Source organism: Flavobacterium sp. FlaQc-52, assembly GCF_044007495.1.
Lineage (GTDB): Bacteria > Bacteroidota > Bacteroidia > Flavobacteriales > Flavobacteriaceae > Flavobacterium > Flavobacterium cupriresistens.
Genome location: NZ_JBIPCV010000004.1, coordinates 16471 through 40603 on the forward strand (window position 1 = coordinate 16471; position 24133 = coordinate 40603).

Annotated in this window: 26 protein-coding genes; 7 read left to right on the forward strand and 19 right to left on the reverse strand. The window is 34.7% G+C overall.

All coding sequences use genetic code 11. The features are described 5' to 3' along the window. The first annotated feature begins 44 nt into the window (after window positions 1-44). Together ACHRV5_RS08815 and pckA are read left to right on the forward strand one after the other, a co-directional pair. Entirely contained in the window at window positions 45-431 is a 387-nt protein-coding gene (locus ACHRV5_RS08815) for a DUF423 domain-containing protein (RefSeq protein WP_047777732.1), read from the forward strand. A gap of 209 nt (window positions 432-640) precedes the next feature. Next, the gene (pckA, locus tag ACHRV5_RS08820; RefSeq protein WP_230004346.1) at window positions 641-2245 is read left to right on the forward strand and encodes a phosphoenolpyruvate carboxykinase (ATP); all 1605 of its coding nucleotides are present in this window, start codon (window positions 641-643) and stop codon (window positions 2243-2245) included. 126 nt (window positions 2246-2371) lie between these two features. On the opposite strand, the gene ACHRV5_RS08825 is transcribed toward pckA, so the two are convergent. After that, window positions 2372-3430: a phytase gene (locus tag ACHRV5_RS08825; RefSeq protein ID WP_395426498.1), complete on the reverse strand. Its 1059-nt coding sequence runs from the start codon at window positions 3428-3430 to the stop codon at window positions 2372-2374. Window positions 3431-3505: 75 nt separating this feature from the next. Further along, window positions 3506-6316, reverse strand: a complete 2811-nt coding sequence (locus tag ACHRV5_RS08830) for a TonB-dependent receptor (protein ID WP_395426499.1) — start codon at window positions 6314-6316, stop codon at window positions 3506-3508. 241 nt (window positions 6317-6557) lie between these two features. Here ACHRV5_RS08830 and ACHRV5_RS08835 point away from each other — a divergent pair, with 241 nt between their 5' ends. Further along, window positions 6558-7658 carry a DUF4407 domain-containing protein gene (locus tag ACHRV5_RS08835; RefSeq protein WP_395426500.1) on the forward strand — a complete coding sequence of 367 codons (1101 nt, stop codon included), beginning with the start codon at window positions 6558-6560 and terminating at the stop codon, window positions 7656-7658. A gap of 306 nt (window positions 7659-7964) precedes the next feature. Here ACHRV5_RS08835 and ACHRV5_RS08840 read toward each other — a convergent pair whose 3' ends face one another. The 8 genes from ACHRV5_RS08840 to ruvC all read right to left on the reverse strand — a co-directional run bounded on the left by ACHRV5_RS08840 (window position 7965) and on the right by ruvC (window position 13718). After that, window positions 7965-8669 (reverse strand): PH domain-containing protein, encoded by a 705-nt coding sequence (locus ACHRV5_RS08840; protein WP_395426501.1) that lies wholly within the window; start codon window positions 8667-8669, stop codon window positions 7965-7967. Window positions 8670-8741: 72 nt separating this feature from the next. Then, window positions 8742-9113, reverse strand: a complete 372-nt coding sequence (locus ACHRV5_RS08845; RefSeq protein ID WP_395426502.1) for an MmcQ/YjbR family DNA-binding protein — start codon at window positions 9111-9113, stop codon at window positions 8742-8744. A 4-nt stretch (window positions 9114-9117) separates the two neighbouring features. Next, entirely contained in the window at window positions 9118-10179 is a 1062-nt protein-coding gene (locus ACHRV5_RS08850) for a DUF4421 family protein (RefSeq protein WP_395426503.1), read from the reverse strand. A gap of 93 nt (window positions 10180-10272) precedes the next feature. Next, window positions 10273-10626, reverse strand: coding sequence for a DUF4260 domain-containing protein (locus ACHRV5_RS08855; protein WP_395426504.1), 354 nt, complete (start codon window positions 10624-10626; stop codon window positions 10273-10275). Further along, entirely contained in the window at window positions 10623-11024 is a 402-nt protein-coding gene (locus tag ACHRV5_RS08860) for a GNAT family N-acetyltransferase (RefSeq protein ID WP_395426505.1), read from the reverse strand. The genes ACHRV5_RS08855 and ACHRV5_RS08860 overlap by 4 nt, the downstream gene beginning before the upstream one ends. Window positions 11025-11073: 49 nt before the next feature. Next, window positions 11074-11856, reverse strand: a complete 783-nt coding sequence (locus ACHRV5_RS08865) for a cyclase family protein (protein WP_395426506.1) — start codon at window positions 11854-11856, stop codon at window positions 11074-11076. Window positions 11857-11943: 87 nt separating this feature from the next. After that, complete coding sequence (gene hemW / locus ACHRV5_RS08870; RefSeq protein WP_395426507.1) at window positions 11944-13101, reverse strand: radical SAM family heme chaperone HemW; 1158 nt, start codon at window positions 13099-13101, stop codon at window positions 11944-11946. 62 nt (window positions 13102-13163) lie between these two features. Continuing rightward, entirely contained in the window at window positions 13164-13718 is a 555-nt protein-coding gene (gene ruvC / locus ACHRV5_RS08875) for a crossover junction endodeoxyribonuclease RuvC (protein ID WP_082210647.1), read from the reverse strand. Between the two features lie 192 nt (window positions 13719-13910). Between ruvC and ACHRV5_RS08880 the strand changes: the two genes are divergently transcribed. After that, window positions 13911-14855: a lysylphosphatidylglycerol synthase domain-containing protein gene (locus ACHRV5_RS08880; protein ID WP_395426508.1), complete on the forward strand. Its 945-nt coding sequence runs from the start codon at window positions 13911-13913 to the stop codon at window positions 14853-14855. After that, on the forward strand, window positions 14852-15955 hold the full coding sequence (locus tag ACHRV5_RS08885; protein WP_395426509.1) for a glycosyltransferase: 1104 nt from the start codon (window positions 14852-14854) through the stop codon (window positions 15953-15955). The genes ACHRV5_RS08880 and ACHRV5_RS08885 overlap by 4 nt, the downstream gene beginning before the upstream one ends. A gap of 124 nt (window positions 15956-16079) precedes the next feature. Here ACHRV5_RS08885 and ACHRV5_RS08890 read toward each other — a convergent pair whose 3' ends face one another. Together ACHRV5_RS08890 and ACHRV5_RS08895 are read right to left on the reverse strand one after the other, a co-directional pair. After that, entirely contained in the window at window positions 16080-16565 is a 486-nt protein-coding gene (locus tag ACHRV5_RS08890; RefSeq protein ID WP_047777755.1) for a hypothetical protein, read from the reverse strand. Between the two features lie 48 nt (window positions 16566-16613). After that, the gene (locus ACHRV5_RS08895) at window positions 16614-16952 is read right to left on the reverse strand and encodes a hypothetical protein (RefSeq protein WP_047777756.1); all 339 of its coding nucleotides are present in this window, start codon (window positions 16950-16952) and stop codon (window positions 16614-16616) included. A gap of 93 nt (window positions 16953-17045) precedes the next feature. Between ACHRV5_RS08895 and ACHRV5_RS08900 the strand changes: the two genes are divergently transcribed. Then, window positions 17046-17546, forward strand: coding sequence for a DUF456 domain-containing protein (locus ACHRV5_RS08900; RefSeq protein ID WP_395426510.1), 501 nt, complete (start codon window positions 17046-17048; stop codon window positions 17544-17546). Between the two features lie 284 nt (window positions 17547-17830). Then, the gene (locus ACHRV5_RS08905; protein ID WP_047777760.1) at window positions 17831-18430 is read left to right on the forward strand and encodes a DUF937 domain-containing protein; all 600 of its coding nucleotides are present in this window, start codon (window positions 17831-17833) and stop codon (window positions 18428-18430) included. Between the two features lie 87 nt (window positions 18431-18517). On the opposite strand, the gene ACHRV5_RS08910 is transcribed toward ACHRV5_RS08905, so the two are convergent. From ACHRV5_RS08910 to ACHRV5_RS08940, 7 genes are all read right to left on the reverse strand, one after another. Then, window positions 18518-19426 (reverse strand): pseudouridine synthase, encoded by a 909-nt coding sequence (locus ACHRV5_RS08910; RefSeq protein WP_047777762.1) that lies wholly within the window; start codon window positions 19424-19426, stop codon window positions 18518-18520. 187 nt (window positions 19427-19613) lie between these two features. After that, on the reverse strand, window positions 19614-20570 hold the full coding sequence (locus ACHRV5_RS08915) for a geranylgeranylglycerol-phosphate geranylgeranyltransferase (protein ID WP_395426511.1): 957 nt from the start codon (window positions 20568-20570) through the stop codon (window positions 19614-19616). Window positions 20571-20620: 50 nt separating this feature from the next. Then, window positions 20621-21211, reverse strand: coding sequence for a DUF502 domain-containing protein (locus ACHRV5_RS08920; RefSeq protein ID WP_230004362.1), 591 nt, complete (start codon window positions 21209-21211; stop codon window positions 20621-20623). A gap of 117 nt (window positions 21212-21328) precedes the next feature. Then, on the reverse strand, window positions 21329-22267 hold the full coding sequence (locus tag ACHRV5_RS08925; RefSeq protein ID WP_047777768.1) for a mevalonate kinase: 939 nt from the start codon (window positions 22265-22267) through the stop codon (window positions 21329-21331). 3 nt (window positions 22268-22270) lie between these two features. Continuing rightward, on the reverse strand, window positions 22271-22573 hold the full coding sequence (locus ACHRV5_RS08930) for a type II toxin-antitoxin system RelE/ParE family toxin (RefSeq protein WP_230004363.1): 303 nt from the start codon (window positions 22571-22573) through the stop codon (window positions 22271-22273). A gap of 10 nt (window positions 22574-22583) precedes the next feature. Further along, on the reverse strand, window positions 22584-22802 hold the full coding sequence (locus ACHRV5_RS08935; protein ID WP_230004364.1) for a hypothetical protein: 219 nt from the start codon (window positions 22800-22802) through the stop codon (window positions 22584-22586). A gap of 30 nt (window positions 22803-22832) precedes the next feature. Beyond that, the gene (locus ACHRV5_RS08940) at window positions 22833-23936 is read right to left on the reverse strand and encodes a diphosphomevalonate/mevalonate 3,5-bisphosphate decarboxylase family protein (protein ID WP_395426512.1); all 1104 of its coding nucleotides are present in this window, start codon (window positions 23934-23936) and stop codon (window positions 22833-22835) included. Between the last annotated feature and the right edge of the window lie 197 nt (window positions 23937-24133).

The following is a 24133-nucleotide window of genomic DNA, read 5'->3' on the forward strand; positions in this document are numbered from 1 at the left end:
TTGTTTGCAGTATTTTTGTTTGAATATTGAAAAACATAGAAAAAATGAAAAGAAAAATTGTTTTGACAGGTGCTTTTTTAGGGATGGTGGCTATTATTTTAGGTGCTTTTGGAGCTCATCTGTTAAAAAAATGGTTATCGGTTGATCAATTAAATACGTTTGAAGTTGGAGTTCGTTATCAAATGTATCATGCTTTTTTTCTGTTTTTTCTTTCAACCAGAAAAGAGATTGCCGAGAAGACTTTAAAAACAATCTACAACCTTACTGTCGCTGGTGTCCTACTGTTTAGTGGGTCTATCTATTTATTAGTTACAAAAGACTACACTGTTTTTGACTCGAAAATTATAGTATTCGCAACACCTTTGGGAGGATTTTTATTAATTATAGCCTGGCTGGTGTTATTTGCTACTATTTTGAAGAAAAAATCATAAAATTCAGAATAAAAAATTCTATCTAAAAATTAATCTTTAATTTTGTCTCATAAATAACATATGATATTGCTTATGTGAATTTTTATTGGTTTTTATCTGTATTGGTAAAAAATATAACAATTCGGATTTCAAAAGTATAACTGCTTAAGAATCAAAGTAAAAATTATGTTTGTTCACTAAAAAAAGAAACATACACAACAACAAAATTTATGGACGCTAACACACTTTACACGCAATCGATTTCGTTAAAGGAACTAGGAATTGAAAATGCAAAAGTTCGCTATCAATTATCAGCTGATGAATTGCATGCGATTACTTTGCAGTCAGGCCAAGGTGTTGAGAGCTCTACTGGAGCATTGGCAATTAATACAGGCGAGTTCACAGGTCGATCTCCTCAGGATCGTTTTATCGTAAAGGACAGTATTACCGAAGATCAGGTATGGTGGGGAAAAGTAAATATCCCGTTTTCTTCTGAAGCTTTCGAAAAACTATATAATAAAGTAACACAGTTTTTATCTAATAAAGAAGTTTTTGTTAGAGATTCTTATGTTTGTTCTGATGCAAATTATAGATTAAATGTTCGTGTAGTAACAGAAACGGCTTGGTCTAACTTGTTTTGTTACAATATGTTTTTAAGACCGGAAGAGTCAGAATTAGCTAACTTTAGCCCGGAATGGACTGTAGTTTGTGCGCCAAGTTTTATGGCAGATCCTGCTGTAGACGGAACACGTCAGTCTAATTTTGCTATTTTAGATTTCACTAAAAAAATAGCACTTATTGGTGGTACAGGATACACAGGAGAAATGAAAAAGGGAATCTTCTCTGCTTTAAATTTCATTTTACCGGTTTTCAAAAATACATTACCAATGCACTGTAGCGCCAATGTTGGTGAAGCAGGAGACACAGCAATTTTCTTCGGATTGTCCGGAACAGGAAAAACAACTTTATCAGCAGATCCGCAACGTAAGTTAATCGGAGATGATGAGCACGGTTGGACTGGCGAAAATTCTGTTTTTAACTTTGAAGGAGGTTGTTATGCTAAAGTTATTAATTTAACAGAAGAAAACGAACCGGATATCTTTAGAGCAATCAAAAAAGGAGCGCTTTTAGAAAATGTTGTTTTCAAAGCTGGAACAAATGAAGTAGATTTTGATGATGTTTCAATTACACAAAATACACGTGTAAGTTATCCAATCACACACATCGATAACATTCAACCGGGATCTATAGGACATAATCCTAAAAATATATTCTTTTTGACGGCAGATTCTTTCGGAATTTTGCCTCCAATCTCAAAATTAACTCCAGGTCAGGCTGCTTACCACTTTATTTCAGGATATACGGCTAAAGTTGCCGGAACTGAAGCAGGAGTTACAGAGCCACAACCTAATTTCTCAGCTTGTTTTGGAGCGCCATTTATGCCGTTACACCCAACACGTTACGCAGAAATGTTAACTAAAAAAATGAAAGACGCAGACGTAAAAGTTTGGTTGATCAATACAGGTTGGACAGGTGGAGCATACGGAACAGGAAGCCGTATGAAATTAAAATACACTCGTGCAATGATCACTGCAGCATTAAACGGTGAATTAGACAACGTTGCTTTTGAGAATCATGAGATTTTTGGAATTGCAAAACCGCAAACTTGTCCAAATGTTCCAAATGAAATTCTTAACCCTAGAAACACTTGGGAAGACAAAGATTTATACGATAAAAAAGCAATTGAATTAGCTCAGAAATTCAAAGCTAATTTTGCCAAATTTGAAGAATTTGCCAATGCCGAAATTTTGGCTGGTGCACCGATTACAGAATAAGGAAAATTACTAATTCAAATTTTAAAAAAGCTGTTCGTTATGAACAGCTTTTTTGTTTTTGTCTCAGTTTTCGGTCACAGTTTTCAGTTCCGGGTAAAAACTGAAAACTGCGACTGCGACTGAAAACTATTTTCCGGCTTTATCAATACGTTGTTGCATCAAATCCCAGGTATAGTAATGAAAGGTCATTCCGTTGCTCATGGCTACCAGGAGGCCGTTTTTAAATTTTCCGCCTAAGTTTGCACTAGTGGCATCTGCTCCGTCGCATTCAATTGTTGAGGTTGGGATTTCTGCTAATAAAGGATATTCGTTTGGATTTCCGTTGGCACCTTCTCTTGGATAAACCATAAAAGTATTTGCTTGTTGGTTGGATACTAAGATGTAACCTGTCGAGTCTGTTTTTTTATAAATTGCGATTCCTTCATTATCTGCTTTGAATCCGGTTTTTCCAAAAAGAGTCAGTTCTTTGTTGTCCTTTAAGGCGGGGTCTGCTTTGTACTTTCTGATTCCGAATTGTTCGTCACAGTATAAAATAGTTCCTAATTCGTTGTCAATTGCGATGGCTTCAATTTCTTTTTTTCCACTGTAGGCTCCAAATTTTCGAACTACTTTGGCAGTTGCTGTTTTTCCGGAAGCAGAAAGTTCATATTGCCATAAATAACTTCCTGATGGTCCTGATTTTCTTCCTACAACAGCAAAAATCTTCTTGTCGCTTGGACGTGTGTATAACGCAACTCCCATTGGATCTCTTAAATTTTCGCCTTCAAAAACAGGGATTCCACCATTATCAATTGGCTCTAAATTTGGTAAACTAAAGATTCTTATTTTGTTACTTTCACGTTCTGTAGTAACGGCAATATCTACTTTTTTACCATCAATTAATAAACCGTAAGCGATATCAACATTGTTTGGTCTTTTTAAAGGAATTGATTTTTTTAGAATTTTTCCATTCAAATCAAAAGCATACAAAGCGCCATCAGTGTCTTTATCTGTTCCTATAATAATACTTTTTGAAGAATCTGTCGGGTGAATCCAAATAGAAGGATCATCTGTGTCATGTGGTAAAGCTTCTGTCGTAACGGTTGGTTTTACTGCATTTTTAGCGACAGGCGCTAATTTGTCGTCTTTGCAAGCGATGCATAAAAGTGTAAAAAGTAAAAAAGTCAGTGCTGATATATTTTTCATTTTGTTTGTTTTTTTAAATGCAATTAGACAGAGCGGTTAAACTCTGTCTAATTTAAGAATTATATATATGGATTATTACAAGTCTAACTTCAAACCAAAATTATATCTGGCTTGATAGTATTCTACTTGTTTGGTATGCGCTTCAATTCCTTGATAATAGCGCAATGGTTGGTTAGTTAAATTGTTGGCTTCGGCAAAAAGACGCAGTTTAGGTGTAATTTTGAAAGAAGCATTAGCGTCAACAAAAAGTTGTTTGTCATAATAACTGTCTTTGTACGATTCTGAACCCAGCTCGTCTAAATAATCCGATGTAAAGTTGGTGGAAACTCTGGCAGAAAAACGTTTGTTTTCCCAAGATAATGACCCGTTAAACATATGTGGAGTTGTTCCCGGAAGGCTAATGTTGTTTCTTTCGTTTCCATCTTCGTCAGCAATTCCTTTTGCTTTAGATTTGGTGTAGGTATAGTTCAAATAGATACCAAAACCTTTAAGGAATTTTCCAGGCAAGAAATCTAACTGACGTTGAAAAGCAACTTCAAAACCATAAACATCCACATTGTCTCCGTTTCTAGATTGTACAAATGACCAGTTTTCGCCAACCGGAATTGGGTTTATTTGATTCGGGAAATCATTTGCGAATTTTGCAGCTGTATATTGATTGTCGCTGTAGTTGTAAATGAAATCATTTAGCTTTTTGTAGAAAACACCTCCCGAAATTAATCCCACAGATTTGAAATAATTCTCTGCCATGAAATCATAGTTATAGGAGTAAGTGACATCAAGATCCGGGTTTCCGGCTGTAATTGCTTTGTCTGCTGCAATATTGTTTACATAAGGAGCTAAGGCATAATAATTAGGTCTTGCCAAAGCCGTTGTAGCAGCAGCTCTTAAAACCAAATCTTTAGTGGCATTGTATTGGAAAGAAATACTTGGTAATACGTTTGTGTAGGAATTGGTATTGTTGATTTTGCTTTCTAATTCTTCTTCGTCAAGAACACGATTTCCGGTATAATCGATGTGCGTATTCTCTACACGAAAACCTAAAACCATTGATAATTTATCATTAAAATCCTGATCCCATCTTACGTAAGCTGCATAAATATTTTCTTTAGCATTATAGTTTACTGCCAGATATTCTGCGGCGTCAGCTTCTTTGTCGAATAAAGAAGGATTGTTTAAATCAAGACTTCCTAAAAAGTTTGCCGATGCAAAAGTTCCCGGAACATATTTGCTTCCCGGATTGAAGTTTTTACCATCAAAAGAACTTGTTGGGATTCCGGATAGTAATTCCATTCCGTCACCTGTAGGTTCGTAGGAGAAGAAAATATTATCTCTCTTTTTTTCTTTTAAACGTAGTCGAAGTCCGGTTCTAAGTCTTCCTTTTTGCGAAGGAATAATTGTAAAAGGAAAACGAATGTTTACTTTGGCACCAAATTCACTTTCGCTGGTATCGTCTGTGTTTTCTGTAACCGAATCAAATTTGAATTTATCTAGCGCTTCTCCGCTTGTTGTGATTAAAGGAAATCTCAAATCCGATAAATCTTCGGTCATTTCAAGACCTTTCTGGCGGTATTCGATATAACGTTCACCCGGACGATATTCTCTCGCTTTGGCATAATTGGCAGACCAATCCAAATCTAATTTAGAATTGATTAAATGCTCTCCGCGAATAGAATAATTCTGTACGCGTTGGTCTTCTAATCGTGTGTTTTTGTTTCTGTTGTTGTCAACTCCACCTTTTGTTTGGCGTTTTACACGGCCTTCAAAACCAGTAATTTGTTCCCCATTATAAATAGGTTCAATATCATCGTAAGTAGTTCTGAAACGGTTTTCACGATCGTCTCTCCAGTTGTAAATGGCATTGGCAAAAATGGTGTTGTTTTCATCAAATTTATAATCTAACGCAACAGATCCGCTGCGACGAATGCGTTGTACATCGTACTTTCTAATTTCAGATGCCTGTAAATATTGATTTCCGAAATCATCTTTTACCCATTCGTTTTCGATATTATCAGAACCATAATCTACATTATTATAAGAACCACTAAAAACGAGACCAAGTTTATTATCGAAAAGTCTGTTTCCGTATACTAAACCTGCTGTATAACTTGCGTGCTCGCGTATTGGTAGATAGCCGCCGGCAAGAGTTGCAGAGATTCTTTCACCGTTTGGAGTGGCTCTTGTAATTAAATTTACCGAACCTCCGATAGCATCTGCATCCATATCAGAAGTTAGTGTTTTGTTGACTTCAATCGTAGAAATCATATCAGATGGAATCAAATCCATTTGTACGTTTCTGTTGTCTCCTTCAGCTGATGGAATTCGGTCACCGTTTAATGTTACCGAGTTCAGTGATGGAGCTAGACCTCTAATGATAATATTACGGGCTTCACCCTGATCATTTTGCATGGTGATACCGGGAACACGTTTTAAAGCGTCTCCTACGTTGGCATCGGGAAAACGACCCATTTGATCCGAGGAGATTACGTTTCCTATATTTTTGTTGTTTTTTTGCTGATTTAAAGCTTTGGCCTGACCCTTCAAAATGTCTCCCACAACCACTTCATTCAATTCTGTTCCCGAAGTTTTAAGGGCGAAATCAAGAACGTTGTTTTTTCCTTGTTGTACTGTAATTTCATGAGTAATGGAAGTATATCCAATGTATTTTACTAAAACCTGATAAGTACCTGCATTTATATTAAGTAATTCAAAACGACCATTGTAATCAGAAACGGTGTATTTGTTTTCGCCTACAATTTGAATCATTGCTCCGGGCAAGGGAAGTTTGTCATCAGCATCTAATACCTTTCCGGATATTATCGCTTTCTGAGCATAACCTGCTAGGGTTAATAGAAAGAGTGTTACTACTAAATAGAAGTTTTTCATTGTGTTTTTTTTGGTTTGATTTTAGTTGCGAAACTAAAACCTTAGTATTATTAAACACATGGAAAAAAATTAACATAGTGTTATGATTTCCAGTAAAAAGGAAAAACCTATTAAAGTTAAAATAACATTTCATTTGTAGGATTTACAAGCGAATCAGACAAAAACAAATGGACTATTTACATGAGAATCAAAAAATTGGCGCTAAATTTGCCGTATCAATCACAATCAAAAATCATCAATCATGTTAAAGCAATTTTTTATCCTTTGTTCAGGAGTCGACCGAGACCTTCTGGACGGTTGTTCAGAAGGTGAACAAACCAAATATGTAGGTATTGGAGCTACCGTTTTTTTTACCGCAGTTATGGCTTTTCTGGCCAGTGCTTATGCGCTTTTTACCGTTTTTGACTCTATTTATCCGGCCTTAATTTTTGGATTTGTCTGGAGTTTACTAATTTTCAATTTAGACCGTTTTATTGTTTCGACCATCAAAAAGAGAGATCGTTTTTTAGACGAATTTCTACAGGCGACACCTCGAATTTTGTTGGCGGTCATTATTGCAATTGTAATTTCGAAACCATTGGAGATTAAAATTTTCGAAAAAGAAATCAATACAGTTTTATTGAAAGAAAAAAATGAAATGGAATTAGCCAATAAAAAACAAATTGGAACTTATTTCAAATCAGATTTAGATAAAAATAAAGCAGAGATTGCAGCTTTAAAAGCAGATATTGTAAAGAAAGAGAAGGAAGTAAACGCCTTATATTCAACCTATATTACCGAAGCTGAAGGAACTACAGGAACTAAAAAGTTAGGAAAAGGTCCGGTTTATAAAGAAAAACGAGAAAAACACGATGCCTCTTTAAAAGAATTTGCAGACCTAAAAGCAACAAACGAAGCTAAGATTGCGGAGAAAGAAAAAGCCGGAAAACAACTGCAGGCAGATTTAGATAAAAAGGTTTCACAAACACAGCCAATCATCGAAGGTTTTGATGGTTTAATGGCGCGTATCAACGCTTTGAATAAATTACCTTGGCTACCGTCATTTTTTATAATGTTGCTGTTCCTGGCGATTGAAACTTCTCCGATTATAGCTAAATTATTATCTCCAAAAGGAGAATTTGATTTTAAACAAGAAGAAGCCGAAACAGCGATCAAAGCAACTTTGTCACAGAACAAATACCAACGTGATTTATTGGTTAAAACCAGTGCTCAAATGCACGATAAGGTGTATGCTGACATTGCAGAAGACAAACAACTTTACGACCTGCAAAGAAAAAAAGCCACAGAATTGTTAGAACTGCAAGCGCATAATTTTGTTGAGAAGCAGAAGGCTACATTTTAGGGTGGTTTAACCGCAAGGTTCGCAAAGGTTTATTCAAATCTGTTAAACTAAGTATGACCTTTGTTACTTTGAGCCTTTAAAAAAAAACTAGCTACAATTTTTTGCCACAGATTACAGGATTAACACAGATTAAAAAAATCATTTTAATCCTGTAATCTGTGGCCATTTTTTTTGAGTATTGATCTCACATTAATACGGTATAAATGAAAAATAAAAAGCCCAACATTATATTATGTTGGGCTTTCCTTTTTTTTAACCTTTGCGAGCCTTGCGTAAATCTTTGCGAACCTTGCGGTTAAGCAAATGCTACATATAACTCAAAATTTCTTTCTTAAACGTATCGTATTCCCCTTGCATGATTAATCCGTTGTCTAATAATTTTTTATAATTCTGTAATTTATCGAAAAGTTCTTCCTTAGACAATTCACTTAATTTACGATCTCCCGTTGGTGCCTGAGGCTGAATTGGCTCAAAAGTTTCTGTAAAGGAGGGAGTAGTAGCAGGCATAATTTCTGCAAAACTAGTTACTTCTTCCGTTTCAATTTCTTCGATTTCTTCTTCAATTTCAACTTCTTCTGTTTGAATAGTTTCAACTACAGGAGTTGCAACAGCCGGATTTTTTAGCAGGTCCAATTGCTCTTTAGCGTAAGTGAAGATTTTACGAGCCTGAATTTTAGGAATATAATCGATCGAAACCTGAATATCTGTTTTGGTAGAAAAAGAAAACTCTGAACCCAGAATGTTTTCTTTTACAAAAGTCCCGACAATGTCATCCCAGGTATAATCTGTAAAATCCATAGAAAGACCTAAGTTTTTAGGTTTACAGATAATGATTCTCTTGTTTGTTAATACAATACTATCAGGAAAAACAGTAATTGCCGGTTTTTTCTGAACAGCAATATAACCTACTTCTTCGCCTCTCATCATTAAATCGTTAAGCTTAGAAGTGATTTTTTCAATCGCCTTAGGGTCTTGTTCTTCGTTTAAAAACTTTTTAAATTGTTCTTTCATGTGTTATAAGTTGCTAAGTTACAAAGTAACTGAGTTGCTAAGTTTTTTTTTCTTACGCTGCAAATGTAATGCCTAATTTTCTAATTCAGTAATTTCGTTTTGAATTTTCTTGGTCAAACTTTTGAAAACCAATTCATAGGAATGATCTATTAATTCTTTAACAAAACCCGTTGGTAAATTCCCGTTTAAGGTAACCGTATTCCAATGCACTTTATTCATGTGAAACCCGGGATTTATCTCGTCATATTCCGCTCTTAGCTCCTGTGCGCGCTCAGGATCACATTTTAAATTTGCAGCTGGTTCGTTTTTTTCCCATCGTTGTAAAGAGGTTAAAGCAAATACTTTATCACCTACTTTAAAGACTAAAGTATCTTCATCAAAAGGGAAATGTTCTGTTGCTCCTTTTTTAGAAAGACAATATTCATAATAAGTTTCCAGGTTCATATTTTTATAGTTTTATTTTTTCTTCAATCTTTTTTGCCGGTTTTGCTATAAAATTGGGAGCGTCAAAACGATATCCAAAATACAACAGACCAAATATTTTGTTGTTCTCAATGCTATTTTTTCGATCTTCTTTGTACCAGTTAACATTAAAATTAAAACTGGCTCCAAAAAGAATATGGTTCGAATTATAGCCCATTTTTATGCCACCTTCAAGGAACTGTGTAAAATACGTCTCTTTCTCAATTGTATTTCCGTCTGTATCTGCAGATTTATTTTTCGAAAACCGAACTCCGACTGAAGGAGTTAAATTGGGCGCAATATAAAACTTCTCATGAACTATAAAATTATAAAAATAACTCAATCCCAGTCTTATATTATAGTTGTCTTCTTTGCTTTTATTTCCGTTTTGATCGAATGAAAAACGGTTGTAATCGTATGTTAAAGTAGGAATAAAACTTCCGGCGCTTTGCTTTTGCCATTCTGTAAAGGAAGTAATGCTTTTGAGTGAAAACTTCGGATTAAAAACATAAGAAGTTGACATGCCAAAAGTTTCATTTTTGAGATTTGGAAATTGCAGATACGGATCTTTTCCTTCTGTCCAATCCGGCACGAAGTCGGCTGTATTCTCTACATAGTACCCTCGGACTTTACTGTATTGAAAGTTTTGCAGCCAATGTCCTAGAAACAAACGGAAGTTGTAATCAGAAAAGGAAGATTTGCCTTTTAGACTATTGTCATTATTTACTCCGAAAAACTTCGGGAAAAATCCATAACTGAAACCAATAAACTTATAATCGACAGTAAGGAATAATTTGTAGTCATTATTAGGAACAATTTTGAGATTCTGACTTTCTTTGGCGGTATAAAAATACGTATCGGTTTGCGTACTCAAATTGGCACGGACCATTATTTTGTCAGGATAATAAATGAAATTTGTAGTGTCCTTTTTAGAATTATTTTGTGCAAACCCGAAGTTGAAGAGGAAAAAAATAAATAACAGACTGCCGTAAGATTGGAATAAACTTAAAGGATTAATTTTAGTATTTAATTTTTTAGCTATTCTCATTTCGGAAAAATGATGTATTAAAGAACAGTCTAAATATAGTATTTTATTACCAAAAGACAATTCGATAGAAGAAAGTTAATAGGTTTTTAAAGTTTAGTTTTTACCAATTTCTCCTAAATGAGTGTTTTTAAAACCGGTCTCGTACTTTAAACCGTAACCAAAAAAGCGATCCATTGCAGCGTGAGAAAATAGAATTACTCCGATTAGCTGGGCCATTTCAATCTTTAGGTAACAACCTGAAATATAAAACAAAACAGCAATTCCACGATGATGAAATAAATTGTAGAAAAACGCTCCCGTTTTAGCATTAACGGTATAACCCAACATGGATAAGTCGGGTGCTAAAATCAGTACTAAAAACCACCACCATTCATAACTCAGAAGGCTGAATAAATAGATACCGAGGATAAATAAACCTAATTCTTCTAATTTGATAACTGTTTTCATTTGATCACTTTTTCCATCATTTTTTCGGGATGGTCTAATGCTTTAAATCCAAATTTCTCGTATAAAAAATGGGCATCGGTTGTGGCCAATCTCCAGATTTTAATTTCGTTCAGTAACGGTTCATTCATCATATTCTCAATTAAAATGGACGAATAACCTTTCCCCTGATGTTCTTCAGTAATAAAAACATCCATGACATAGGCAAAAACCACGTAATCGGTTATCACACGTGCAAAACCAATCTGCTTGTCGTCAAGATAAATTCCAAAACAAACAGAAGCATCAATAGTTCGTTGTACTTCGTCCATTGTGCGCCCCGCAGCCCAATAAATGTCTTTTAAAAAGTGCTGAATAAACGGAACGTCAAGTTTGCTTTTATCGGTTGAAACTGTAATCATAATTAATTGTTGATTTTAGATTTTAGACTTCAGATTTGAAATTAGCAATCTAAAGTCTAAAACCTGAAATCTGAAATAAAATTGGTTTAGACGGACTTGCGTCATTCTCAAACGAAGCGATTTGTAAATTTAGTATATAATCTCCGTCCTTAACTTCATCAGAAACATAAATCATTTCTGTAATGGTAGCTTTTAGTCGGGCATCAGGATTTAAATGAAGCGTGTCTTTTACATTCCAAAATGCTTTATGGGCTAACAATTTTCCTTCGTCATGCTCTCTGTCAACACTTGGTAAATCAATTAATAAATGCTGGATTTCGCTTTCACGAATAAAAACAGCAGCGTCTTCAGCTAAATAAGGCGGATTGGTATTCGAATATTTTCTTGATTTTTTATCCTTTTGATTGGGTAGTGTTCTAATAATTAAAGCCTCCGTGGTCAAATGGAGTGAAGTCGAAAGGCTCATTGCTTTTTGGACTTGCTCTTTAGTAATTACCAAATCTTCTCCAATTGTTTCAGGTTCAATAGTGATCAATTTTGCCGAAAAGAAAAATTGGGTCAGGGATTGATTGATGCTGTAAAAATCAGTTGTAATGTGTCCCAAACATTCGGTGTGTGTACCGTGTCCGTGTGGGTTGAAGAAAATATTATTGAAATTAGTTGACGATTTTCCTTCTGAAACTTTGCCAATCCAGTCTCCAAAAACTACGGGTTCAATAGTTGGTTTTTCGATGTACCAGGCAATTGGGTTTTCATCGGTATTTGTTAATGGAATTGAGATGTCTATGGGTTTAGATAAGTCAATTTCGAAGTTGTTTATTTTAGCTAACACAGTTGTTTTTTTATGCCGCAAAGGCGCAAAGGCGCAAAATGAATTTACAATTTACTTTGCGCCTTTGTGTCTTCGTGGCTAATTTTCTCATTTCAAATTTAAGAAAAATAGATCCGATGCTATCCCATCCGTCAAAAATTTTCCTTTTGGGGTTGGTCTTAAAATGTTGCCAGTAATATAAAGCAATTCGTCATTTAAGAATTTTTGTGCTTGTTGATTCAGATAATCTAAATATTCAGTGCCAAATTCATCTTTAATTCTTTCGAGAGAAACACCCCAAATGGTTCGTAATCCCGTCATGATGTATTCGTTGTAGCGATCTGATTTTGAAAGAATTTCAGTTTCTATCGGCAGAATATTATCTTGAATAGATTTGATATACAGTGCATTATTCGCTACATTCCAGCCTCTCTTTTCGCCATCATAACTATGTGCCGAGGGTCCGACGCCAATATATTTTTTACCCAGCCAATAAGCCGAATTGTTTTTGGAGAAGTAATTTTCTTTCCCAAAATTGGATAATTCGTAATGAATGAAATTGTTTTTCTGAAGCATTTCTACCAAAATCATAAAGTGATTGGAAGCGACTTCATCTTGTGGTTCTGCAATTTTTCCGGTATCGATAAGTTTCTTCAAGGCAGTTTTGGGTTCTACCGTAAGAGCATAACTTGAAATATGCGGAATGCCGAAACTTAAAGCAGTTTCAATATTCTGTTTCCACATTTCGTCCGTCATTCCCGGAATACCATAAATTAAATCGAGGGAAATGTTATCGAAATATTTAGTTGCCTCGGTTAAACAATTCTTGGCTTCCGCCGAATTATGAGCACGATTCATTAGTTTTAAATCCTCTTCAAAAAAAGACTGAATACCAATGCTAAGGCGGTTTATAGGGCTTTTAGATAACTCAAAAATTCGTTCTTTAGACAAGTCATCCGGATTAGCTTCGAGAGTGATTTCCGGATTTTCAGCAACTCTATAGTTTTCATAAACCGTATCAATCAAAAGTTGTAGTTCTGAATTCTCTAAAACAGACGGAGTTCCGCCACCGAAATAAATAGTTTCTACAATTTCATTGTCACTTCGAGCGGAGTCGAGAAGATTAAACTCATTTTTACGCATCCGGATTTCTTTGGCAATAGCCAAAACCATTTCCTCTTTCTTCTTCATCGAAGTCGAAAAATGAAAATCGCAATAATGGCAAGCCTGTTTGCAGAAAGGTATGTGGATGTAGATGCCGCTCATTTTTTTAGTTTGCAGTCCCAGTCTCAGTTTTCAGTTCTGAGACTGAAAACTGAGACTGAAAACTATTTCTTAACTCGTTCCTCATTCTGTTTCACAAAAGCATCCCAACCCGAATAGCTTTGTCCGGCAACAATTTTGCCGGAATTGAAAAAATGACAGACCGCAGCCGCCAAACCATCGGTTGAATCGAGGTTTTTTGGAAGTTCTTTCAAGCCTAAAAGCTGTTGGAGCATTTTGGCAACTTGTTCTTTGCTGGCATTTCCGTTTCCGGTAATTGCCATTTTTATCTTTTTGGGTTCGTATTCTGTAATCGGAATATCCCTTGAAAGTCCCGCCGCCATTGCAACGCCTTGCGCACGACCTAATTTTAGCATCGATTGTACGTTTTTGCCAAAGAAAGGTGCTTCGATCGCAATTTCGTCCGGATTATGTGTTTCGATTAATTCTATGGTACGCTCAAAAATGATTTTAAGTTTCTGGTAATGATTGTCATATTTGGAAAGTTGCAATTCGTTAAGCTGCAGGAATTCCATTTTTTTATTAATGACTTTAATCAATCCAAAACCCATAATCGTTGTTCCGGGGTCAATACCTAATATGATGCGTTCTTTTGTCAAGAGAGTTTTTGTTTCAAGTTTTTTGTTTGTTTCGCCAATTTGACTTCTAGTCTCATGTCACGTTTCAAGTTTCAAGTTTCACGTTTCAAGTTGAAAACGGATAAGGACATATTTCCTCATTGTCTCATTTTCAAATTGACACATTTTCTAATTTTCAAATGGTCACATTCTCTAATTGCTTACTTTTGCGCTATGATTTCAATTCCCCACAAAGCTAAACAATTCCTCGTTCTTCTGGCCAAACTTTTGATTGTAGGCGGTGCATTTTATTTTATTTACGATCAGTTGGCGCACAACGACAAACTCGATTGGCAGAAGTTTATTACTTTATTTCGTAAAAACCAATCCGTTTTAGGAATAGCTTTTATTTTGCTTTTGAGTGTTCTGAATCGTTATTTCGAGATTCTAAAATGGCAGAACCTGGCTAAAGTATTGCATGAAATTTCGATAGGACAAGCCACCAAAGAAGTTTTGGCAGCCTTAACCGCCGGAATTTTTACGCCAAACGGGGTAGGGGAATATGCCGGAAAAGCATTGTTTTACTCGAAATCGGAAGCCAAAAAAGTGGTTTTTCTGAATCTGATCTGTAATGGAATTCAAATGGTTCTGACCGTGATTTTTGGCGTTTTTGGCTTGTTGTATTTCAATGCCAAATACAATGTAATTACGACCAAAACGGTGGCAATACTGTTTGCGGTTTTCTTTTTCTTTTTTATTGTTTTGTTTTCGTTGAAGAAAATAAAAATCAAAGGATACTCCATCGAGAAATTGCTTCATAAGATTAACGAGCTTCCGAAGTCCGTTCATCAAAAAAATATACTTTTGGGGATTTGTCGTTATTTGGTTTTCTCGCATCAGTATTATTTTTTATTTCTGGCTTTTGATGTCGAACTGCCTTATTTCACGCTCATTGCAACCATTGCAGTGGTTTACTTTTTAGCTTCTTCTTTACCCACTTTTCAGTTTTTGGATTTTGCGGTAAAAGGAAGTGTTGCCATTTATTTCTTCGGAATTTTAGGCGTAAATGAATGGATTGTTGTTTTTATCTCGACCTTAATGTGGTTTTTAAATGTGGTTTTGCCGGTTATTTTAGGCAGCTATTATGTGTTGAATTTTAAAACTAAAATCGCAGAATGAGTCTGGCTTTGTTGGTCATATTAGCAATTTATGTGCTAACAATTGGGTGGCTTATTTATGGTTATACCAAAGTAAAGAAGTACAAAGAGAATAATTTAAAGCCTCAAACGGGTTTTACAATTATAGTACCTTTTAGAAACGAAGCAGATAATTTGCCGCATCTTTTAGCAAGCTTTTCTAAGCTCAATTACCCAACTGATTTGTTTGAGGTTATTTTGGTGGATGATCAGTCCAGTGATCATTTTGAGGTTTCAAGTTTCAGGTTTCAGGTTTCGGTGATCGACACGATCAGGGTTTCGGAATCTCCTAAAAAGGACGCTATTTCTACGGCAATGCAACATGTAAAAACCGATTGGGTTATTACTACCGATGCAGATTGTATCGTTTCGGAAAACTGGTTGCTGACTTTCGATAATTATATTCAGGAGAATAGGGTTTCGATGTTAGCGGGCGCTGTTACCTACGATTGTGAGGATTCATTTTTGCACCATTTTCAGCAGTTGGATCTTACCAGTTTGCAAGGAGCAACCATTGGGAGTTTTGGACTAGAAAGAGCCTTTATGTGTAACGGTGCTAATTTTGCATACACAAAAGTTTTGTTTGAAAAATTAAATGGTTTTGATGGTAATAATAAAATTGCGAGTGGCGATGATGTTTTTTTACTTCAAAAAGGGGTAGAATTATGTCAAAAAGAAGTTCATTATTTAAAAGCGGAAGCTGCAATTGTACACACGCAACCAACGCAGGACTGGAAATCATTGTTTTATCAGAGAGTACGCTGGGCAGCCAAAACAAGTTCGTATCAGAGTGTTTTTGGAAAGGCGCTGGGATTGATTGTTTTCTTCGGAAATCTGAGTTTTGTAATCGGAACTGTACTTTTTGTCTTTGGAGTCTGGCCGTGGAAGCTTTTTGTTTTGTTTGTCTTTTCAAAGTTTACAATTGATTTTGTATTGCTTTATAGCACAAATCAGTTTTTAAGAAAGACCAGAATAAAAAATCTGATTCTGAGCAGTATCCTATATCCCTTTTTTAGCTCGACGGTAGCTTTGTACAGTTTATTCGGTTCTTACGAATGGAAAGAGAGACGGTTTAAAGTGTAGCATTTAAAGGACAAACATTTAAATCTTAAATCAAGCTGTGTGTAATTTGAACCATGTAAGTAATATAAGTTCATTTTAAAGCAAACTTATATTTTCTTACATAACTTATATGGTTTAAACCAATTTACTTAGCGTCTTTTGCTTTAATAATTACAGGTAGGATAAACTGGGTTTTTACCGGAATTCCGCGTTTGATGGCAGGATTTACTTTAGGGAAATCGACTAAACGCGCGTGCAGGATACTGTCAATCTTGATTGTGTCGTAAGCAACAGAATCTTTTGGGAATTGAGGCTCAAATTGCATTGTAGCATTAGGAAAAACGGTCACTTTTACTTCAATCGTATCAAGCTCGGGATAAAGGATAGAAAGGGAATCGATATCTAATTTTTCCTGAATAAGCTGTGCCATTTTTTCGAAGAAACATTGTTGACGCAGTTTTTTATCCGCTATTTTTTCGCAATCTACTACAGAGGGGAATTCATCTACTTCTTTCCAGTTAATAGACTTTAGTTCTTTTTGCAGTAATTCTTTTTCAGACGGAACCTGCTTCTCAAAATATTGACAAGAATTAAAAAGTAAAACGACTATAAAAAGAAGAAGTTGTCTCAAGATTTTGATGTTGAATGAAACTGATTTGATTCGGTTGTAAAAATACGATTATTTTTTTTGGGATGCTTTGTATTGGAGATATTCTTCATAGCTTTTTGAAAGCCATTCTTCTTTGTTTTGTGCTGCAACTTCTTTCTGTTCAGGATATAAAGCCGAAAGTCGATCTGAAAAAGTGGCAATCTGAACGGTATAGTTATAAAATTCTGTTTTGCTTAATACAATATTTGGATCACTCCTGCGATTAAAATACTCGAGGAAAAGAGCATTAAAATCTTTCATAGAAAAATTTAATACTTTTTTCTTATTACTTTTATAAATACTGTCTTGAATTAATTGGTCATCTATTGAAAGTTTTTTGGCCTGTGCGTGTATATTTACATTGCTCATAAAGATCAAAAAACAAAATAAAGATAAGGACAAAAGTCTTGACATTGTTATAGTTGATTAAATTGCTTGTAAGAACGAATTTACAAAAAAAATATGGATTTAATATTGGTGTTACTTGGTTTTGTATGTGTAATTGTTGGTATTTTTGGTAGTTTTTTACCGGTTTTACCCGGATTATCCAGTTGTTGGGTGGGTTTGTTGTTGTTGTACTTAACCAAGGCTGTCGAAAATAATTATTGGCTCTTGGGAATTACACTTTTGATAACCGTAATTATTACCATTTTGGATTATGTTATTCCTGCCAAGGGAACAAAGAAGTTTGGCGGAAGCTCCTACGGAATTTGGGGTACTAATATTGGATTAATAGTCGGGATTCTCTCTCCAATTCCTTTTGGAGTAATTTTAGGACCTTTTTTTGGTGCTTTAATCGGGGAGCTTATTTATGATTCCAAAAACCATCGTCGCGCCTTAAAAGCGGCAACAGGATCCTTGTTGGGGTTCCTTGCTTCGGGATTTATTAACTTCTTGTTTTGCATCATTTTTACAGGGATTTTCATAAGTATAGTATGGCAGAATCGAAGTTTATTGTTTTAAATCTTCATTCAAGATTTAAGCTTTTTCTTATTTTTTTGATTTCCTCAAAAAATATTTTAATTTTCTTTCCTTCTTTTTTTCCTTTGTTTTGATAACGAAAGGGTTATGTTTATTGAGGCTTTTTGCTTTCGATGTTAAATAAGCAGTAAATCCTTTAGTGAATTTTAAACATATTTTTTGAAAATGTTAAAATATTTTATATTTTTATCCAGATAAACGATTAAAAGCCCCACTTTGTCGATTATTTTGAATGGATTTAAATAATTCTAAAAATAATAAATAGTATGACTCCGAACCTACAAATTGAACTTAGACGTTTCATATCTTCTAATGTTGTCTCAAAGTTGAATAAGTTTTATTTTGAAAATGATGCTCTTTTAATAAAGGGAATTGATGTTTCAATAGGTACAGTTCTGATGGGATTGTATAATAAAGCGGAGGATTCGGGTTTCTATAAGCAAATAGTGTCATCGATAGAGGAGGATTCAACATTTTACGGAGAGGTTGATTTTGCCTCCGGTAGAATTTTATCAGTTGACGATTGTTATCGCTTAGAAGGAAATGGTTTATTGAAAGAGATTTTCGCTAACAAAAAAGGAAGGATCTCTGAAATGATTTCTAATGAAGTCGGAATCAAAAGTGAAACCGCCAGAGAAATTCTTAATTTTTCAGCACTACTGGTCGTTTCGTATCTTAAGAATAATGTTCAGCTTTTAGATAGTTTAAAATTATTGCTGGAAGAGCAGAAAAGAGATATCTTAAACAGTATTCATCCCGGAATCAAAATAATACTTGGATTCTCCTGTTACGAAACGGTAGACGATAAAAACCAAGCAAGCTTAGGAAGGTCCATTTTTACCCTTTTCGGACATAACTTCTTTTAATATTTCCCTTAGTCAGAATTGTTATAAAATAAAAAATCCCATTTTACAGAAGCAAAATAGGATTTGTATTTTTATTTGAGACGTTAATTAAACGTTTTTCAAATTAATGATTTCTTGATCCGTCAGAAAACGCCAGTTACCTCTTGGTAAATTCTTTTTGGTAAGACCTGCAAATGAAACACGATCGATACGTAAAACGTCATAATCAAAATGTTCAAAAACGGCACGAACCACTTTTACATTTGAAGAACGTAATTTAAGTCCAATTTCGCTTTTAGGCTCATTGTCGATATAACTCACTTCTTCTACAAAAACGCGGTGTCCGTCAAGAACTAAACCTTTACTGATTTTTTCTAAATCTTCATATTTCAGGTTTTTATCTAAAGAAACCTGATAGATTTTAGATGATTTCTGACTTGGTAAAGTAAATTTACGAATCATATCAGTATCATTTGTAAACAACAACAAACCGGTTGTGTTTTTGTCCATTCTTCCAATTGGAGCAATTTTAGCTGTAGTAGAACCACGAACTAATTCTAAAACATTACGGTATTCCTGACCTTCGTCAAGAGCAGTGGTAAAGTTTTTAGGTTTATTCAACAAGATGTATTCTTTCTTCTCAGGAGTAAGTGTAACACCGTCAAAGTTTACAACATCATTTAATTTTACTAAATATCCCATTTCAGTAACCGGAACGCCATTTACTTTTACGTTTCCAGACTGAATGTATATGTCGGCATCACGACGTGAGCAAACTCCTGAATTCGAAATATATTTATTCAAACGGATTTCGTCAGCAGCTTTTTGTCTTTTAGGTGCCTGATTTTGTTTTTTAAGTTTTTGTGCCGCTTCTTCCTCCGCTGCTTTCACGGCAGGTTTTACTTTTTTCGGCCCTTGAGCACGCTTTTGCATGGCAGGTTTTGGCTTGTTAGAGTTTGATCTGGAGCTATTTGGTCTAGAACCACCTCTTTTATTATTGCCTTCCTTATTGTTCATAAATTCTGTAATTTGTGCAAAGATAGTTTATTCTTGCTAAATAATCCTAAGTTCAATGTTCTTAGATTGATAGCCTTGTTTTTTTGTTGATTTACCGAGTGTTGTGATTTAGTTTTCAGTCTCTGTCTCCGTTTACAGTTTCATCTTAGATCTTACACGTGACATTTTACATCTTCATATATAGAAATCAAATCTTAAGCAGCAAACTCTTTCCATGCCATAAAACGCTTGGGTTTATCAAAACAATGCAGAAAACCCCTGATACAATTAAGAATTTTAGCGTGTTGTGAAGCAGTAAAAATTGCTCTTTTGTATTTGATTTCCAGAGATAAAGCAGGAAAAAAAGCAAAAATATGTAACAGACATAGAAGTAAATGTCCATGTAACCCACATCGTAAATATTGATTAAAATATAAACGGGTAGTATAGTCAAAAACGTCAGGGCCGTTATGATTTGTTTTGAAACCTTTTCATTGTATATGATTGGAATAGTTTTGTAATTGTTAGCCAGATCTCCTTTCAGATTTTCTAAATCTTTTATCATTTCGCGAATCAATAACAATAAAAACAGAAACATGGCGTGGGCAGAAATTACCGCAAAGTGACTCATGTGGTTTTCAATCTCTTCAAATGATATAGAGTTGTAGAAATAGAGTAAGATGGCAAAAAAAGGAATAACAGCCAGTAAAGCGGCAGTTAAATTCCCGACAATAGGGTATTTTTTTATTTTATGGGAGTAAAACCAAATGAGGAAAATGTAACCCGAAAAGAAGAAAAAAGCCCTCCAGGAAACAATTAGAGCCATTAATGCAGCAATAAAATTCAAAGTAAAATAAACCGATAATTTGGTCTTCTGACTTACCAGTCTGTCCAACATCGATTTATTGGGTCTGTTGATTAAATCTTTCTGACTGTCGTAAAAATTATTGATAATATAACCTGAAGCAATGGTAATAGCGGAAGCAAAAACGATTAAAAATAAGCGAAAATCAAGTAAGATATCTAAAGCCCTTTTTTCGGGAGCCAAAATAAAAATGGCAGATAAATACTGTGCTAAAACAATGATCGGAATGTTGTAACCTCTCACTACAGAGAACAAACTAATAACTTTCATCGCCAAAATTTTATTCTTTCTGCTTAACATTTTTTTGTTAGAGGTTATTGTTTTTTAATTAGCATTAATGGATTTAAATGCTAAAGTACATCTTTTAATAGAGCTGCAGAACCAAATCCAAGTTTTCTTATGCATTGCAGCGCTTCTCTTTGTGAAACCGGTACTTCTTTGATTCGTTCTTTTTCCATAAAATAAACGCCTCCACCCATTGGATTTGGTGCATCCGGAATAAAAACGGTAAAATGATCTTCATTAATTTGTTCGATCAAAAAAGCAAACTGCCAACCATCATCTACACGAGCCAAAATTACCTTTAAATTCTCTTCATCATTAGTTCCGAATATGTTTTCATTTATGCCTTTCATAAACGAATATCCCGGAATCAGGCTTAAAATTTTATCTTCAAGTTTAGTAACCAGATTTTTTGCCGTTTTTGTTTTGGCAACTATACCTGCTAAAAAACAGATAACGATGATGATTACTAATCCGATTATTTCCTGTAGCGCCAATCCTAATATCTTTACTTTAGGCAAATGACTCGATAGAGGAAGTGTTATTTTTTGTACAATATGATAGGCTTTCTCAAGGAGAATAAAAAATATGGCAAGCGGAACCAAAAAAAGAATTCCTCCCACAAGAGTAGTCCTTATAATTCTTAAGATACTTTTCATATTGACATGTTTAGTTTAAATTTTTATAAAAAAATCAGACAAAGCAACAAAATCAAAAAAGGCAAATAGAATTGAATTCTACTTATTGGAACGGTAAAATTTTGGAGAAATTATAAATTAGAATTGATAAACAACTTCTAATTTATAATCCTTTAGCGAAACTTTAGCGCGTTCTAAATCTTCAGTAAAACCTAGAATATAACCACCACCGCCAGAACCACAAAGTTTTAAGTAATAATCATTTGTGTCAATTCCGTGTTGCCAGATTCCGTGAAATTGTTCCGGAATCATTGGTTTGAAGTTATTCAAAACAACTTTAGAAAGTTTCTTGGTGTTGGTGAATAACGATTTCATGTCGCCATGTAAAAAGTTTTCTACGCAGGCATCGGTATATTTTACAAACTGGTTTTTAAGCATGGTACGGAAACCTTTGTCTTTTAGGTTTTCCATAAAAATATTTACCATTGGAGCCGTTTCGCCTACAATTCCGGAGTCTAATAAGAACACAGCGCCTTTTCCGTCAAAACTTTGAGTCGGAATACCGGTTGCTTCAATATTGTCTTTAGAATTGATTAAGATTGGAATGCTTAGATAACTGTTTAAAGGATCTAAACCGGAGCTTTTTCCGTGGAAAAAACTCTCCATTTGAGAAAATATATTTTTAAGCTGTAACAGTTTTTCGCGAGTTAGATTTTCTAAAACGGTAATTTTATTTGTAGCATATTTATCGTAGATCGCCGCTACAAGAGCACCGCTGCTTCCAACTCCGTATCCTTGTGGAATACTGGAATCGAAATACATACCTGTTTCAACATCATTTTTTAATGTAGTCAAATCAAAAGTAACCAATTCCGGTTGTTCTGTTTGTAAAGTTTCAAGATAGTCTACGAAACGTTTCAGGCTTGCGTTTGATGCAATAGCTTCTGCCGAAGGTTCTTCGGTTTTCTTTAAAGCACCATTGTAAAAGTTATAAGGAATAGAAAGTCCTTTGGAATCGCGGATAATTCCGTATTCTCCAAAAAGTAATATTTTCGAGTAAAATAATGGTCCTTTCATAATTTATTTAATGTCTTTCTTTATTTTATTTGGGTCTTGTCTGGTGTCAAAAACAGCAATTATCTCAACTCTTTTAATATTGAATTTATAATAAATTGTTGTCTGTTTTGTAATAACACATTTGTGCGTTTTTTTATTGCTTTCAGATTTTGGAAAAGCCTCAGGGTTTTCTCGAATAACTTTTAGGCAATAGTATAATTTTTGAGCAAATTTTTGACGAACACTTTCTGACCATTTATTCTCTATATGTTCTAAAATATCCTTGATTTTAGTTTTAGCAAAATCTGAAATTACAATTTGCCTCATTACTTAAATCTTAGATGTATTTTTGAATGAAAGTTTCAAAATCAGAGTATTCTCCACGTTCAATTTGTCTTTCCCCTTCTTTAATCTCTTCTTTTTGCTCCTCCGTCAACTCCTCCCACCAATCTTTTTTTTCTTTCTTAAAAATTTTGCGGATGGACTGAATGATAGCCGGATCTTCTGTATCTGCTAACATTTTGATCAACTCGAGTTTTTCTAATTGAATGTCCATAATCTGAATTTTTAATTAAAGATACAAAAATTATAATGCAATTGCACCATCTCCAATTTTGTCGCAAATGTACTGACCATTCTGACAAAATACAACTAATTCGTCCTGAATAAATTGTAACACTTTTTCGCTAACGTTTTCGGGATACAGAACGTGAACATTTGCCCCGGCATCAAGCGTAAAACAAACCGGAATCTGAGTCTCATTTCTGAATTTCCAAATCGCATTGATGATCTGCAAAGTGTTCGGTTTCATCAAAATATAGTAGGGCATAGAAGTCATCATCATGGCATGTAATGTTAAGGCTTCGCTTTCTACTACTTTTATGAATTCGTCCAGATTACCGCTTTCGAAAATAGCAATTAACTGATCGAGATTTTCATGCGCCTGAGCAAAACGTCTTTCGGCATACGGATGGTTGTGCATTAAATCATGTCCAACGGTACTGGAAACCTGTTTTTCGCCTTTATCTACCAATAAAATGGTGTCCTGATAATTCTTGAAATTGTCATGAATGGTGTACGGAAATTCAACCCCAAATAAGTCAGAACTTCCTTCAATATTGGCTTGATTTCCCCAAACAACCACTTTTCCTTTTACACTTCTGCAGGCGCTTCCCGAACCTAAACGTGCCAGAAAAGAAGCTTTTTGAAAGAAATAATCGTCTGTCATTTCAGGATTCAGTGCTTTTTCGAGACTCATAAAGTTCATTGCCAAAGCCGCCATTCCAGATGCCGAAGAAGCAATTCCTGAACTGTGTGGAAAGGTGTTCTGAGTGTCAATCGTAAAATGATAGTGTTTCAAAAAAGGAAGATATACTTCGATTCTTTCTAAAAACTTCTGAATTTTAGGTTTAAAATCTTCTTTTGGCTTTCCTTCAAAAAGCAAATCAAAGGAAAAAACTTTAGCAGTAGTACTGAGCGAAGTCGAAGTGTCTTTCTTCTCAAAAGCCAGTTTAGTAATCGTTTTACAATTGTTAAGTGTAAAACTCACAGATGGATTCGCCGGAATCTGATTGTCTTTTTTGCCCCAGTATTTTACTAATGCAATATTGCTGGGAGCGCTCCACTCAAAATTACCTTTTTCGATATCCGAAGTATATTTATTTGGAATAAAATCAGTTGCTGTAAACATGAAATATAAAATTTTGACAAAGATACTTTTTCTTATTTATTTGGCGCTAAAAGGGGAATATTTAAACCATATAAGTGATGTGAGAAAATATAAGGCAGCGCTTGGATTTTACTTTGCTTGTTTGGTTTATAGGGTTCAAAGCTCATTTCTTAATTTGTTTGATGCTAAAAGGGGAATATTTAAACCATATAAGTGAT